This is a genomic window from Pedobacter soli, assembly GCF_900101435.1.
GTDB lineage: Bacteria > Bacteroidota > Bacteroidia > Sphingobacteriales > Sphingobacteriaceae > Pedobacter > Pedobacter soli.
The window spans coordinates 20,454-35,209 of sequence record NZ_FMZH01000021.1 but is presented as its reverse complement, the minus strand read 5'-3'; the positions used below and the strand labels follow the sequence as shown (position 1 = coordinate 35,209).

Here is a 14,756-nt window from a genome sequence, read left to right as displayed (position 1 = left end):
TGTTGAAAGGTTGAATGTTGAAACGTTGTAAAGTTCCAGCATACATCTTCTATTTTACATCTTATGATTTTAACCTTAATAGTACGACATTCTCTACATGCTGCGTGTGCGGGAACATATCCACAGGCTTAATGCGTGCAACATCGTATTTTTCTTTTAACAACTCGAGGTCTCTGGCCTGGGTTGCGGCATTACAGCTTACGTAAACAATTTTTTCGGCTTCCATTTCCAGCAGGCGCTGCACTACATCGGCGTGCATACCAGCCCTCGGCGGATCGGTAATTACCACATCAGGCTTGCCATGACTGGCAATAAATTCTGCAGTTAGAATATCTTTCATATCACCGGCATAAAAGATCGTATTGTCAATTCCATTGAGCTCAGAATTGAATTTAGCATCTTCAATAGCAGTTGGCACATACTCTACCCCTACTACCTGCTTTACATTTTTAGCCACAAAATTGGCAATGGTTCCTGCACCAGTATATAAATCATAAACCAGCTCATCGCCTTTAAATTCAGCAAAATCGCGGGTAATTTTATACAATTCGAAAGCTTGATCAGAGTTCGTTTGGTAGAATGATTTTACGCCAATTTTGAAGCGAATACCGTCCATTTCTTCGAAAATATGATCGCGACCTGCAAATACTATTACTTCCTGATCGAAAATGGTATCGTTTTTCTTTTGGTTAACGATATAAAGCAATGAAGTAATTTGCGGAAATTCTGTTTTAAGGAAATTCATTAAACCATCTATCTGCTCTTGTTCAGGATAAGCAAAAACTACTGCTATCATTACTTCCCCAGTAGATGAAGTACGGATAATAAGATTACGCAGTACCCCTTCGTGGTTACGTAAATCGTAAAACGATAACCCGTTTTCTAAAGCGTACTTTCTTACCGCATTCCTGATTGAGTTGGAAGGTTCGGCCTGCAAATAACAATGCTCAATATCTAAAATCTTATCAAAACGCAGGGGTACGTGAAAGCCCAGGGCATTCATATCAAAATCTTCGTCGCGTTCTACATCGGTTTTTTCTAACCAGCGTTTGTTAGAAAAAGTAAATTCAAGCTTATTGCGATAGTAACGGTCATTAGCAGAACCTAAAATCGGCTCCGTATGAGAGGTATCTATCTTACCCAGGCGCTGCAAAGCAGCCTCTACATTTTTCTGTTTAAATTTTAACTGGGATTCGTAGCCCATGTGCTGCCATTTGCAACCGCCACAGGTTCCGAAATGAGCACAAAAAGGATCGGTACGTAAATCAGATTTTTCATGAAGCTGCTCAATTACCGCTTCAGCGAAATTCTTCTTCTTTTTGGTTAAGCGTACATCCACTACATCGCCTGGAACTGCCTTATCCACAAAAATCACCAACTCGTCGGCTTTGCCAACACCTTTTCCTTCTTCAGCAATATCGATTATTTGTACGTTTGGAACTATTGTTACCGTACCTGGTTTTCTTCTACTCATTATTTTGCAAAGATAGAAAAAAGAGGTAAAAGGTTAAGGGTCGAAAGGCGGAGGGTTAAAAATGTGGACCCAGAAGAACTAAACTATTGAAGATAAGACAGAAGCAAGGAGATCAAAAAGGTAGAAAGCTTAGATACCGGCACAAAAAAAATGGACAATATCATCCCTGAAGGACTGGATATCCGTTATGAAAATTTTGGTTTCAAAAATTATTTTCCGAAAAATTTAAATGCGGCGCCCCAGAAACCATCCAGCCAGTTAAATTTCAGGTCAAACTTTTCATCTACCTGTACAGAAAATTCGAGTATTTCTTTGCTCATGATAAAAAACCTTTCAATTTTAACAATAATACTAAATTCATACCAAAAACCAAAATGGTATAGTTTAAGTTTTTGTTAATTTTACATCAAGCAGTTAAACACAGTAAATAAGTTTTAACCAAAGTTAAAATCTACTGATTTTCAATTATTTGTTTGATATACCAATATAATTTCCGTAACTTAAGTTATCATTCACATAAAAATGGAGGTTCGTTATGAACGTTATCCGTAAAATTGAACATTGGGGCGATGTTCATCATTCAAAATGGCTGGATTATCTTCGCATTGTCCTTGGCCTTGTCATTTTTGGAAAAGGTGTTTCTTTTGTTAGCGACACATCCGTACTCCAGAACATGATTACACAAAACAACATTTTTGGTTTCTCCAGTATGTTAATCAGCATGGCCATACATGTGGTGGCATTTGCACACCTGGTTGGCGGTGTTTTAATTACGCTGGGTCTGGTAACCCGTTTTGCAGTGGTCATCCAGATTCCGATTTTGCTGTTTGCCGTATTTTTTGTTAACCTTACCCCAGGTTTTTCTTCTCCTAACTCCGAACTCTGGTTCTCGGTACTGGTTTTGTTCCTGCTCATCATGTTTTGGGTGGTAGGTTCCGGACCTTTATCGGCCGATGCGGAAATGAAACGCAAAACTGGTAAGCGCTACGCTTAAGTTAGCTTAAATATTCTTAGTATCTTTCGCTTTTATAAACGCTTATGAAAACGAAGATACTTTTTGCACTGCTTTTTGCGGGGTTGGGCTGCTACGCACAAAATCCCACTGATGAATATTTTAAACTCACACGGACTGGTTTTAATGCACAAAATGCCTACGAAACCACAGCTTTTGTGGAGAAATACTTTCGCGTACCCGGCAATACAGGTTTTAATGCCAGTATCCACCGTGTAGAAAGCATATTGAAAAAAGCAGGTTTTGTAGCTCAGCAGCAAAATGAATTTGAAGCACCTTTAACTTATCGCATCGAAAAACGGGCGATGAAAGCCAATACCTGGGAGCCTGTTGATGCCAGTATCGCTATTGTTGGTGAGCAGCTGCCTTTCATTTCTTTTCAAACTAACCGCAATATGATTCCGATTAATTGCGGTTCAACCCCTGCGGGTGGCGTTACTGCTCCGGTAGTTTATCTCGAAAAAACAAGCATGGCCGATCTTGAAAAAATGGACCTGAAGGGGAAAATCCTGTTTTCAGAGAACCATCCTTCACGCTTACTCCAGGCTGCTACTAAAGCAGGTGCAATTGGAGTGCTGGGCTATTCGATGCCCAAATATACCCAACCAGAAGTGCACCAGACTTCTATTCAGTTTGGCAGCATGAAGGCGAACAGCGAGGTCTGGACTTTACTGTTATCGTACGCGGCGAAAGAAAAATTAAAAGCCGCTTGCTTAAAAGGCACACCTCAGTTAAAAGTAAATATCCAGACCAAAATTTATCCATCAGAAGAATTAACCATTGTAGCGAATGTGCGTGGAAGCGTAAGCCCTGATGAGCGCTTTGTTTTTAGTGCACATGTTCAGGAACCCGGAGCCAATGATAATGCAAGTGGCGTGGGCACCCTGGCTGAAATGGCGCGCTTAACTGCTGAATTATTTAAAGCAAAAAAAATAAACCCCAAACGCAGTTTAACCTTTTTATGGGGCGATGAAATTGTTTCGACCCGCAGATACATTACCGAAGATAGTACCCGAGCCAAAGGCATTATGTGGGGAATGAGCCTGGATATGGTTGGCGAATACACTAAAAAGACAGGTGGATCTTTCCTGATTGAAAAAATGCCCGATCCATCAGCCATTTGGACAAGGGGAACCGACAAACATACCGAATGGGGCGCTGGTGATGTAGCTGAAAAAGATCTTTTCCCACATTATTTTAACGATTTCATTTTCGATATCTGCAAAGCACAGGGAAAATTTGCCAATTGGATAGTTAATTACAATCCCTTTGAGGGCGGTAGCGACCACACTCCTTTTTTACAAAATAAAATTCCTGGGTTATTAATGTGGCATTTTACCGATGTTTTTTATCATACCGATAACGACAGGATTGATAAAGTTTCGCCAACGGAAATGAAAAACGTGGGTATAAGCGGTTTAACCGCCGCTTATACCTTAATATCGGCAGATGAAAACACAGCTACAGCAACTGTTGCACAGGTCAAAGCTGATGCACTTAGCCGCCTAAAAACCGAATTCGATTTAAGCAAAAAGGCTATAGCAGCGGGAAAACCTGTTGCAGAAGAAAGGCACATTATTGAGGTTTGGAGCAAGTGGTATATTGATGCCCTGGCTACTATCAATAAAATGGCGGTGAAACCACAAACTACAAGAGTAGGTTCTGCAATTAAGTTTGCAACCGTAGAGATTGAAAAGCAGACAAAGGTATATCTGGAGGAGTTGAAATAAGTTAATTATTAATCGCCTGTTTTAACTCCAATAATTGCTGACTCTGCTCCCGCAACTTTTTATTGTTTAAGGCATATCCTTTAAGTAAATAGTCTTTTAAAATTTGGTTAGCCCAAATACGAAACTGTGTTGCTCTAACCGAATTTACCCTATAACCAATTGATAAAATCATATCCAGATTATAAGCATCAATCATCCTCTTTACACTCCTCAAACCTTCCACTCTAACTATTTCCATTTTGGAAATAGTTGACTTATCCAATTCTTTGTTACGTAATATATTGTTAATATGCTTATTAACTGCCGGAACCTGAATTCCAAAAACTTCAGCAATCTGCTTTTGTGTTAGCCAAACAGTATCGTCTCCGTAAGCAACTTCAATTGCAGGTAACCCTTCTTTAGTTTTATATATGATAATTTTATCCCTATCCATTACTTTAAGTTAGTAAAAATATTATCCTATTTTCGCATCATGCCTAAACCAAAAGTAATTGTTATCGGAGCTGGGATTGCCGGAATCGCTTCGGCTATCCGCCTGAGCGTAAAGGGGTATGAAGTAAGCGTTTTTGAAGCTGGCTCTAAACCGGGTGGCAAACTGGCAGAGCTCAGGGTGAATGGATTCAGGTTTGATGCAGGCCCCAGCCTGTTTACCATGCCACAGTATGTTGATGAATTGTTTCAGCTCGCCGGTAAAAATTCAAACGATTATTTTGAATACATCAGGCTAAAAGAAATTTGCCGTTATTTTTACGAAGATGGATTAAGGTTAACGGCTAAAGCTGATTTAAATGCCTTTGCACGGGAAATTGAAACAAAAACCGAGTCAACCGCAGCAGAAGTTGAAAAGTTTCTGAAAAAAAGTGCGACCATTTACGACGTAACCCACAAAGTATTTCTAGAACGCACGCTCCACAAGTTGAAAAGTTACCTCCATTGGGATACCCTAAAATCAGTTTTCAGATTTGGGCAAATCGATGCTTTCAGGACACAGCAAGAGGCCAATAACAGTTTTTTTAAAGATGCCAGAATTGCCCAACTCTTTAACCGCTACGCTACTTACAATGGCTCCAACCCGTACCAGGCTCCGGCAACTTTAAACGTTATTCCACATTTCGAGTACCATTTCGGGGCTTATTTACCTAAAAACGGGATGTACGGCATTGTTAGTGGCCTGGTAAAACTGGCAGAAGACTTGGGTGTAAAATTCCATTACAACCAAAAGGTCGAAGAAATACGGTATACCAGCGGACGCAAACCTAAAGTCCAGAATGTAATGGTTAACGATAAAATCCATCCTGCGGAGGTAGTGATTTCGAATCTGGACATCTGGTTTACCTATAAAAACTTGCTTAAAGATATAACACAACCTAAAAAGTTAATCAGCCAGGAACGCAGCAGCTCTGCCTTAATTTTTTACTGGGGTATGGATGGTAATTATAGTGATTTAGGCTTACACAACATCTTTTTTGCAGCAGATTATCAGCAAGAGTTTAATAGCATCTGGAAAGATAAAACCATCAGCAACGATCCCACGGTTTACATTAACATTAGCAGTAAACACCTCCGTACTGATGCCCCTTTAGATAGCGAAAACTGGTTTGTCATGATTAATGTCCCCGCCAATAATGGCCAAGACTGGGATCAGCTCATTCAGCAGGCAAGAGCCAATATCATCAAAAAAATCAGCCGCATTTTAAACCGGAATATAGCGAAAGATATTGTTTGCGAACAGATTTTAGATCCACGAAGCATAGAAAGTAAAACCGGTTCCTACCAGGGATCCTTGTACGGCAATAGCTCAAACAATCAGTTTGCTGCATTTCTGAGGCACCCCAACTTCAGCTCAAAGGTTAAAAATTTATTCTTCTGCGGAGGTAGCGTTCATCCTGGCGGAGGCATTCCCCTGGCTTTGCTCTCGGCTAAAATTGTAAGTGATTGTGTTGATGAAGTGGTTTAAGGTAGTAGTGGGTATTAGTAGCAGGTAATTAGTAGCAGGTAATTAGTATCAGGTATATAGTATCGGGTATATAGTATCAAGTATCTGGAGGGATTAAGCCTTAAGTGCTGTTTCCAGTTTTTCGCCGTCCAGATCAAAGGCATCGACAATTAATTTGGCCTGGGTGTAAAAAGGGTCGCGCTCCTGTAGTTTTTCTTTAATAAATACCAGCAATTGTTCGTCGTTTAAATCTTTAATTAAAGGTCGTTTCTGGCGATTGTGCAAGCGAGATACCAAAGCGGCAGGTTCCATTTGCAGGTAAACTGTTTCACCGTGTGCGTTCATCCACTCCATATTATCGAAGAAACAAGGCAAACCACCACCGGTCGCAACTACGCAGGTTTCGGGATAATCGAAAGTTTTAAGCATTTCACTTTCATAATCCCTAAAACCGCCCTCACCAAACTCAGCAAAATATTCGGCAATGCTCTTTCCGGTTTTGGCAACGATTTCAGCATCAAGATCAATTACAGGGCAATCCAACCGGTGAGCCAATTGCTTGGCTTTTGTACTTTTACCACATCCCATGTACCCCACCAAAAAAATGATTCCTGAAATTGTTTTACCTGGAACAGTAATTAAATTTTCGCTGTTTGTATGATTCGTATTGCTCATGCTTATTTATTTCTTCATTATGCCAGTTTCACCCTCGGATCGATATAGGCGTACAAAATATCGACCAATATATTAATTACAACGAAAACAAAGGCAATAAATAATATCGATCCCATTACTACAGGGAAATCAGACATCTCTAATGCAGTTACGGTTGTTCTGCCCAATCCGTTATAGCCAAAAATATATTCCACAAAAAACGATCCGGCTAGTAAAGAAGCAAACCAGCCAGAAATAGCGGTTATAACGGGATTCATGGCATTTTTTAAGGCATGTTTATAAATAATTGTATTCCTGCTTAAGCCTTTTGCCCTGGCTGTCCTGATATAATCCTGGGCCAGTACGTCGAGCATAGCACTCCGCGTAAGCTGCACAATAATGGCCAGTGGCCTCAGCCCCAAAGTAATCATCGGTAACCATAAATTGCGTAAGGTCAGTACTTCGCCGTTAAATGGATCATACGAATATAAACTTCCGCTCATTTTTAATCCCGTATAGTTGCTCAGTACGAAACCGAAAAGCCAGGCAATAATGATCCCGGCAAAAAAAGAGGGTGCTGAGATACCCAAAATAGCGAAGGCATTGGCCGATTTATCAATCCACGAATCTTTATATACTGCTGATAGCACACCTAAAAACACACCAATCAGTGTGGCGAAAATCATCGCGGTTAGGGCCAGGATAAAAGTATTTGGAACGGTTTCAGCAAGAATTTCAGTCACATCGCGCCTCGTTTGATAAGAACTGCGCAGATATGGCCATTTAATCACGACGGCCTTTTTACCGAAGGTCATTAGTTTAGCGTAATGATATTTCTGTTGGGTCGCAGTATCATTATCGAGCACACTAACAGGCGATAAATCGTTCACATACAAAACAAACTGAACTGGTTTCGAACGATCAAGACCAAACTCTTTACGTACCGCTTCGAGCGATTGTACATCGGCACGCTGCCCCATAGTCATCCGGGCAGGATCGCCGGGCAGGATATTAAACAGCACAAAAACAACCAGTACAACGCCAGCCATTACCAGCAATCCATACATGAGTTTTTTTAGTGCATAACCAATCATTTTACTTATCGAAATATTTCCTGCTTAACTGATCAAAAGTGGGCACGTTATGGTAGTGCCATTTATTAATTACCACTCCGTTTTTCAACAGCAATACACCTGGGTTAGCCCTTACCATACTTTTCAAGGGCACGGCATCCGCATAAAAAACTTCAGAAAACAAGTTATTTTTTTTGATAAAAGCCTCTGCATCCTGTGCCGAATTGGAAGTTAATAAAACCGTACGAATGTTAAACTGCTGTGTAGCGTTAATGGCAATCGCATTTAATTTACCAATGGCACTTTCGTTCGTATTTTTAAGATCGTAAGCCACAAAAATTAAACTGTAGTAAGGGTTTTCGATCAGTTCTTTAGTATAATCAGTTCCTGAAGCATCGGTAATTACCAAATCCTTGATTTTAGGCTCATAACCTTTTTTTACGAGCCTTTTGGTTGGCTCACCAATAATTTCCCAATTGTTATCTTTCCAGATTTCGGTTTTAAGATAGGCCTTATCGCTCATATCTTTTTCCGCATTGGTTTTCTTATTTTTAAGGTGATACATGATTTCGAACTCATCAGGCTTTTCTCCCGGAGGGATCACCATTAATGAAGGAATATGTGCGCCTACCTTATAAGGCAGAAAATCCATAACCGGTAACACATTGTAGGTATACAGGCCAAAGCCCAAAGATATGATGGTTACCGCCAAAGCAATATTACGTTGAGTGGCTTCCTTTTTGAATAAAGGCTGAATTAGCTCCTTTTTGGCAAAGATAATGAGAATCAATACCAGCAAGATCAAATCTTTACTAAACGATTGCCATGGGGTAAGCGGAATGGCATCGCCAAAACAACCGCAACTGGTTACCACTTTAAATGCTGCCGAAATAAAGGTTAACAACGTGAAGAAAATGATAAGCAACAGTAAACCCCAAGCTACTTTTTTACTCCAGAAACCCAATAGCAACAAAGCCCCTAAAACAATTTCGAGGGTACACAGTAAAATGGCAATACCGGTAGCCATCCCGTTCAGGAAGCCCATGTGAAAAACCTCGAAATACTCCTGCAGTTTATAGCCAAAACCCAGCGGATCGTTGGCTTTGATTAAGCCGGAAAAGATAAATAAAGCACCAACAAAAAATCTGGAGAATCTTAAAAGTACGTTTTGCATCGGTATAATCTGTTTTTCAGTCGTAATAATATTTAATGGCTAGCTTAAGTGGAAACTTATTTAACCCCCAGTTTAATCAGGGCGAAAACCGAATAGTTCAACATATCCTGGTAATTTGCATTTACCCCTTCTGATGCCAGGGTCTGCCCTTCGTTATCTTCGATTTGTTTAACCCTGAAAATTTTCATCAAAATCAGATCAGTAAGCGAGCTGATGCGCATATCGCGCCAGGCCTCGCCATAATCGTGGTTTTTGGCAAACATCAAATCCCTGGTTTCGGTGACTTTTTCTTCAAACAGCTTTTCAACAGTTTCGAAAGGCATTTCATTCGGATCGTTTTCGGTAAGTTCGAGCTGCATCATGGCAATAATACAATAGTTCACTATGCCAATGTATTCTGAAGTTACACCCTCCCCTACTTTACTTACTTTTTTTTCTTCCAAAGTGCGAATGCGCTGGGCTTTGATAAAAATCTGATCGGTGATAGAGCTTGGCCTTAATATTCGCCAGGCGGTACCATAATCTTTCGTTTTCTTTAAAAATAATGATCTGCAAACTGCAATCACTTCATCAAATTCTGTAGCCGTATTTGTTTGTGCCAAAGCCAATATTTATTTAGTTTTTAGTGTATTTTTGTCGTGAAAAAACAAAAGCTAAAGATACATTTTTAAAGCGAAACCCAAATCCCGAAAGGGTTTATTATGGCAGAAAAAAACTTTTTTGAGCCCAAGCAAAGCTTAAATATAAAGGGTCGGCTTATCGATTTAAGTCGCCCAAAAGTGATGGGAATTCTCAACATCACACCCGATTCTTTTTACAGTAACAGCAGAACAAAATCTATAGATGAGGCCCTGGCCAAAACAGCGCAATACCTAACTGAAGGTGCAACATTTATCGATATTGGCGGTTATTCTTCAAGGCCTGGTGCGAAAGATATTTCCGAACAGGAAGAAATAGACAGACTGGTGCCGGTAGTGGCCAGCTTATCCGAAGCTTTTCCAGAAGCCATTTTTTCCATTGATACCTTCAGGGCCAAAGTAGCCGAGGCAACCATTCAGGCTGGTGCGCATATTGTTAACGACATTGCCACTGGCGACATGGACGAGCTGATGTTCGAAACCGTTGCCCGATTGCAGGTACCTTACATGATTATGCACATGCAGGGCACACCACAAAATATGCAGCAAAACCCGGTCTACGAAAACGTAACACTGGAAGTTGTAGATTACCTGGCTAAGAAAGTAGCAGAACTGAAAGCATTGCACATCCACGATGTGATTATCGACCCCGGATTTGGTTTCGGAAAAACCATTGCGCACAATTACGAGTTACTAAACCAGATGGAGGCTTTCAGGGTTTTTAAACTTCCGGTGCTTGTTGGTTTCTCGCGCAAAGGAATGATTTATAAAACATTGGGCACTACCGCAGCCGAAGCTTTGAATGGCACTTCGGTACTGAATACCATCGCCCTCCAAAAAGGCGCAGGCATTTTGAGGGTACATGATGTGAGGGAGGCTGTGGAGTGCGTGAGGCTGGTGGAAATGTTGGGTTAATTGCTGTTTAAACTGGTTAATTGACCAGCCATAGTTGGTTATTAATTGTTTAAATTGATAAAGCACAACCTACTGGTTAATTAGCAATCTATCGCTTATATTTGATATCATCCCCTGATTAAACTAAAACTTAATTACGATGCATATTTATTCCTTTGAAAAACTAGAAACCTGGCAAAAAGCAAGAATGTTTAGAAAAGACATTTACCATTTGACCAGAAAATTTCCTAAAGAAGAAATATTTGGATTAACAAGCCAACTTAAAAGATCTGCAAGCAGTATTGGCGATTGTTTAGCAGAAGGTTCAGCCAGAGTTACGTCGAAGGACAAAGCGCATTTTATAACCATTGCTTATTCAAGTGCGATAGAAACAATTAACCACATTATTGGTGCTTATGACCTCGCTTACATTAGTGAAGAAGAATACATTGCATACAGACTTAAGCTAGATGAATTAACAAACAAATTGAATGCTTTACGTAAATCAGTATTAAAAAATTAGGTTTTCAAGGCCATTAACCAATTAAACGTTTTGAACAATTAACCTAATCTCAACAATTAACCAATTAAACGATTTATACAGTTAACCAATATAGAAACTGTTTTACTATCTTACCCACAATGAAAGGATTAGATTTCGACTTTGTAAAATTCACCATTACCGATGTGGTAGATATTGTGCTAGTGGCACTGTTAATTTATTATGTATACACACTAATCCGCAATACCCTGGCAGTAAACCTGCTTGTCGGCATGCTCATTATTGCCATATTTTACCGGGTGGTAGATGCGTTGAACATGAAATTGCTGACCACCATCATCGATAAATTCATGAGCGTGGGGATCATTGCCCTCATTGTTATTTTTCACCCCGAAATCAGGCGCTTCCTGCTGCTCATTGGTAAAAATGCCTTTTTACAGAAAAACAAGGCCTGGTGGGGTTATTTATTTGGCCGCAAAGAAATTGAACGGAACAACCTAACGCGGATAAAACCCATCATCGATGCTTGTAAAAGCATGAAAAAAACCAGAACAGGTGCGTTGATTGTGTTTGTTAAATTTTACGACGAACAGTTTTTTGCCAACAGCTGTGAGCTGGTTGATGCCAAAATATCCAAACGGCTCCTCGAAAGTATTTTCCAGAAAAACAGTCCGCTGCACGATGGTGCCGTGGTAATTTCTGAGAACAAAATTAAAAGCGCAAGTTGTATTTTACCTTTAACAGATAACGATCAGTTACCCGCACAATTTGGTTTAAGACACCGGGCCGGTATTGGCGTTTCTGAAACTACAGATGCTGTAGCAGTAATTATTTCGGAAGAAACAGGAGAAATTTCGTATGCCAAACAAGGCCGGGTAAGAATGAACGTTTCGTTCGGTGAGCTGGAGAAATTGCTCAATAAAGACTTTTAATAGCACCGATTTATAGATTTGAAAGATTACACTGATTAAGATAATATCAATCAGTGTAATCCACAAAATCGGTGTAATCTTTTATTAACAGTATTGTTCGAAAGCACCAATCAGGTTCTCAGCAATCATTTGCGCTGGTCTGCCTTCAATCTGGTGACGCTCGATCATGTGTACCAATTTACCATCTTTAAACAAAGCCATAGCTGGCGATGACGGAGGGAAAGGCATCATGTAATTTCTGGCCTGATCTACAGCTTCTTTTTCCATACCTGCAAAAACAGTAACCAATTTATCAGGGTGTTTTTCGTGTGCTGCTGCTGCTCTTGCTGCAGGGCGTGCATTTGCTGCCGCACAACCACAAACCGAGTTTACCACAACTAACACAGTTCCTTCGCCTTTAATGGCTTGATCTACATCTGCTGCGTTTTTTAATTCCTGAAAACCTGCGTTCGTTAATTCCTTACGCATAGGTTCTACTAAATATTCTGGATACATTATAATGAGTTTATTATTTACAACCTAACGCTACAAAAATACGAAAATCGGATGGCATGTACCATCCGGTTTATATTTTTAAGGTAAAATTAAATGAAGGGTATTATTTCATTCCGCGAATAAAATCGTCGTACATCTGAGGATTAGTGATCGCTCCTACTATAACCAGCACAAAAAACAGTATGGTTAAAACACTTAGGATTGTAGCAATCATACCGCAAATTTTACCTGCTTTTGCATTTTTATATGATGATTCAGTATACAATCCTGGATTAAGCTGATACTTTTTCATATCACCACTTCCCAAAATCCAGGCAATAATACCAAAAATCAAACCGAATATGCCATAAAAACAACAGGCTGGCAAAGCAATAATCCCCAAAACAAGTGCCGCAGTGGCGTTAGGTAAATTCTGCTGACCAAAACCTCCGCCAAACTGCCCGAATGGGGGCGGCTGCTGAAAAGGTGGTGGTTGTTGAAATGGTGGTGGTGTTACTGGCCCCTCGTTTATGGGCTGCACAACCGGTTCCTCTTTCTTCGAAAGGTCAATAGGTTTATTTTCTTGCGGGTTTTCCTGTTCTTCTGACATGAGTAAGTGTTTAACTTAGTAGTTGGTGATTGTATATTTTGTAAATGTAATTGATTAAGATAATTACTGCAATACCTGCAAAAACGATTTTAATCAACTGTGCACCGAATTTAAAGTCGAATTTGAGGTGGATGAGTGTAAAAAATACAATAAAAATTAAGGGAAGTGTTGCCGGATAAAAGCGAAAAGAATCTATTAAATCGCCCTTTAGCAAAGCCAATACCGATCGCTGTAAACCACAGCCGGGGCAATCGATTCCGAAATGGGTTTTAAACGGACAACTTAACAAATGCCCGCCCAGCCAATCTAAAAAGCTTTTATGCGGGTGAGCCATCTATATCGATTATTTTTCCCTGTGCATCTTTCCAGGCTTTATATTTTTCCAGGTCTTTAAGCACCTGCCTGTACACCAGGTTTAAGATATAGATATCATCAATAAAACCTAATGCAGGCACAAAATCCGGAATCACATCAATGGGCGACAGGAAATAAACGAGTCCACCCAAAATGGCAACGATTGATCGTTTGGGGATTTCGGTATAGCTGCCGTTTACATAATCTTTCGATACGGCAAACAATAATACCAGTTTTGCCCAAACGCCTTCCAGATCACCTTTATTGGTTACAGCCTTGCCCAGTGCATCCTTTATGGTTTTACTGGCCCTGGTTTTATCGTTCAAAATCACTGTAGCTTTGCTTTGCGATTTTTTAAAGAAATCCAATATTTTTTGCCTGTTCAATTTCATGCTCAATCTATTACAAATTAACGGCCAAAAGCATCGTAATTGTCTTCGGCATATTTGGTAAAGCGATCTAATAACTTGATATTTTTATTTTCTATTGCCGTTAAATCGTTATCAACATTGTTTTTAACCGGCACATACCACTCAACTGGATCGAAAAAATTACGGAAAGTCTGCTTCTTAAAAGCGTAACCATGACGTGCAAAAATGGTGTTTTTGATAATCTGCAAATCGAGTTTTCGCAAATTCTTTAAATCAGCCTCATTTAATAAAACTGTAGAAGCATTTAACTTAAAAATCTGATCAGACGCACTTCTGTAAAAAGCATTGGCACCTAACGAATCGATGGTCCCATCTTCGAGGGTATCTAAATGCTCAACCATTTTATGATCGCTCCAGTCTACATAACTGGCCTCTGTGGGCAACATCAGGCTGGCGTTATAAACAAAGGCTTTTTTCAATAATTTAAACTGCTTCTCCGGCCATTTCAGTGCTGTTTTATAGGCATTCCATTTACCAATCAATGTATCGCCAACAAGTGTAATTTCAAATTTCCCGTCGTATTTTTCACTTCCTGGTTCATCTAAAACAAAAGTAATTTTACCGCCATCAACAGATAGTTTACCCAACAATGGCCGGCTGTTACCCGAAACCACACTTTGTGCAATAACAGTATCTTTTGTAATCTTTTTAATGTTGATATTCAGTTTTTTTACCGCATCTGTCATATCGCCATCGTATTCCAATTCATCCTGCGTGTAAAAATCGCCCACCCAAAAGCCATACAGCTCTTTGTGGATTTCCTGCTGCGCTATACCGGCAGCTTGTTTTTGTGCATTTGTTTTTTTGTTTTCCCTGCAAGAAAGCATCAAAAATGGGAGCAGCGCTAATAAGAAGATTCTTTTCATCA

General features: G+C 39.9%; 18 protein-coding genes. 6 read left to right on the top strand and 12 right to left on the bottom strand.

All coding sequences use genetic code 11. From position 1 onward, the window contains the following. Window positions 1-61: 61 nt before the first annotated feature. Both rlmD and BLR37_RS24370 read right to left on the bottom strand, forming a co-directional pair. Window positions 62-1,474 carry a 23S rRNA (uracil(1939)-C(5))-methyltransferase RlmD gene (gene rlmD / locus BLR37_RS24375; RefSeq protein WP_090773246.1) on the bottom strand — a complete coding sequence of 471 codons (1,413 nt, stop codon included), beginning with the start codon at window positions 1,472-1,474 and terminating at the stop codon, window positions 62-64. A gap of 209 nt (window positions 1,475-1,683) precedes the next feature. Further along, window positions 1,684-1,794: a hypothetical protein gene (locus BLR37_RS24370; protein ID WP_025145553.1), complete on the bottom strand. Its 111-nt coding sequence runs from the start codon at window positions 1,792-1,794 to the stop codon at window positions 1,684-1,686. A gap of 215 nt (window positions 1,795-2,009) precedes the next feature. Between BLR37_RS24370 and BLR37_RS24365 the strand changes: the two genes are divergently transcribed. Next, entirely contained in the window at window positions 2,010-2,468 is a 459-nt protein-coding gene (locus BLR37_RS24365; RefSeq protein ID WP_039480698.1) for a DoxX family protein, read from the top strand. Between the two features lie 44 nt (window positions 2,469-2,512). After that, entirely contained in the window at window positions 2,513-4,216 is a 1,704-nt protein-coding gene (locus BLR37_RS24360) for a M28 family peptidase (RefSeq protein ID WP_090773244.1), read from the top strand. A gap of 1 nt (window position 4,217) precedes the next feature. On the opposite strand, the gene BLR37_RS24355 is transcribed toward BLR37_RS24360, so the two are convergent. Further along, a complete protein-coding gene (locus BLR37_RS24355) occupies window positions 4,218-4,649 on the bottom strand; it encodes a virulence RhuM family protein (protein WP_090773242.1) in 432 nt (143 codons plus the stop codon). A gap of 39 nt (window positions 4,650-4,688) precedes the next feature. Here BLR37_RS24355 and crtD point away from each other — a divergent pair, with 39 nt between their 5' ends. Continuing rightward, window positions 4,689-6,173: a 1-hydroxycarotenoid 3,4-desaturase CrtD gene (crtD, locus tag BLR37_RS24350; protein ID WP_090773240.1), complete on the top strand. Its 1,485-nt coding sequence runs from the start codon at window positions 4,689-4,691 to the stop codon at window positions 6,171-6,173. A gap of 93 nt (window positions 6,174-6,266) precedes the next feature. On the opposite strand, the gene BLR37_RS24345 is transcribed toward crtD, so the two are convergent. Genes BLR37_RS24345 through BLR37_RS24330 form a run of 4 tightly spaced genes read right to left on the bottom strand, consistent with a single transcriptional unit; the run spans window position 6,267 to window position 9,655 of the window. Beyond that, complete coding sequence (locus BLR37_RS24345; protein WP_090773238.1) at window positions 6,267-6,827, bottom strand: shikimate kinase; 561 nt, start codon at window positions 6,825-6,827, stop codon at window positions 6,267-6,269. Between the two features lie 17 nt (window positions 6,828-6,844). After that, entirely contained in the window at window positions 6,845-7,900 is a 1,056-nt protein-coding gene (locus BLR37_RS24340) for an ABC transporter permease (RefSeq protein ID WP_090773236.1), read from the bottom strand. Window position 7,901: 1 nt separating this feature from the next. Then, window positions 7,902-9,053 (bottom strand): BT_3928 family protein, encoded by a 1,152-nt coding sequence (locus tag BLR37_RS24335; protein ID WP_039480713.1) that lies wholly within the window; start codon window positions 9,051-9,053, stop codon window positions 7,902-7,904. A gap of 56 nt (window positions 9,054-9,109) precedes the next feature. Next, a complete protein-coding gene (locus tag BLR37_RS24330) occupies window positions 9,110-9,655 on the bottom strand; it encodes a DUF1599 domain-containing protein (RefSeq protein WP_090773294.1) in 546 nt (181 codons plus the stop codon). A 99-nt stretch (window positions 9,656-9,754) separates the two neighbouring features. On the opposite strand from BLR37_RS24330, the gene folP reads away from it, so the two are divergent. The 3 genes from folP to cdaA all read left to right on the top strand — a co-directional run bounded on the left by folP (window position 9,755) and on the right by cdaA (window position 12,019). Beyond that, window positions 9,755-10,606, top strand: a complete 852-nt coding sequence (folP, locus tag BLR37_RS24325) for a dihydropteroate synthase (protein WP_090773234.1) — start codon at window positions 9,755-9,757, stop codon at window positions 10,604-10,606. Window positions 10,607-10,745: 139 nt separating this feature from the next. Continuing rightward, the gene (locus BLR37_RS24320; RefSeq protein WP_090773233.1) at window positions 10,746-11,108 is read left to right on the top strand and encodes a four helix bundle protein; all 363 of its coding nucleotides are present in this window, start codon (window positions 10,746-10,748) and stop codon (window positions 11,106-11,108) included. 119 nt (window positions 11,109-11,227) lie between these two features. Next, on the top strand, window positions 11,228-12,019 hold the full coding sequence (gene cdaA, locus BLR37_RS24315; RefSeq protein ID WP_039480724.1) for a diadenylate cyclase CdaA: 792 nt from the start codon (window positions 11,228-11,230) through the stop codon (window positions 12,017-12,019). A gap of 84 nt (window positions 12,020-12,103) precedes the next feature. On the opposite strand, the gene BLR37_RS24310 is transcribed toward cdaA, so the two are convergent. The 5 genes from BLR37_RS24310 to BLR37_RS24290 all read right to left on the bottom strand — a co-directional run bounded on the left by BLR37_RS24310 (window position 12,104) and on the right by BLR37_RS24290 (window position 14,754). Continuing rightward, complete coding sequence (locus tag BLR37_RS24310; RefSeq protein WP_039480726.1) at window positions 12,104-12,514, bottom strand: BrxA/BrxB family bacilliredoxin; 411 nt, start codon at window positions 12,512-12,514, stop codon at window positions 12,104-12,106. A gap of 103 nt (window positions 12,515-12,617) precedes the next feature. Further along, complete coding sequence (locus BLR37_RS25540) at window positions 12,618-13,103, bottom strand: CCC motif membrane protein (RefSeq protein WP_208599724.1); 486 nt, start codon at window positions 13,101-13,103, stop codon at window positions 12,618-12,620. Window positions 13,104-13,113: 10 nt separating this feature from the next. After that, entirely contained in the window at window positions 13,114-13,437 is a 324-nt protein-coding gene (locus BLR37_RS24300; protein ID WP_090773231.1) for a DUF2752 domain-containing protein, read from the bottom strand. Then, complete coding sequence (locus tag BLR37_RS24295) at window positions 13,421-13,849, bottom strand: YkvA family protein (RefSeq protein ID WP_039480729.1); 429 nt, start codon at window positions 13,847-13,849, stop codon at window positions 13,421-13,423. Before BLR37_RS24295 ends, BLR37_RS24300 begins: the two co-directional genes overlap by 17 nt. A 17-nt stretch (window positions 13,850-13,866) precedes the next feature. Further along, window positions 13,867-14,754, bottom strand: coding sequence for a YARHG domain-containing protein (locus tag BLR37_RS24290; protein ID WP_090773229.1), 888 nt, complete (start codon window positions 14,752-14,754; stop codon window positions 13,867-13,869). Window positions 14,755-14,756 lie beyond the last annotated feature (2 nt).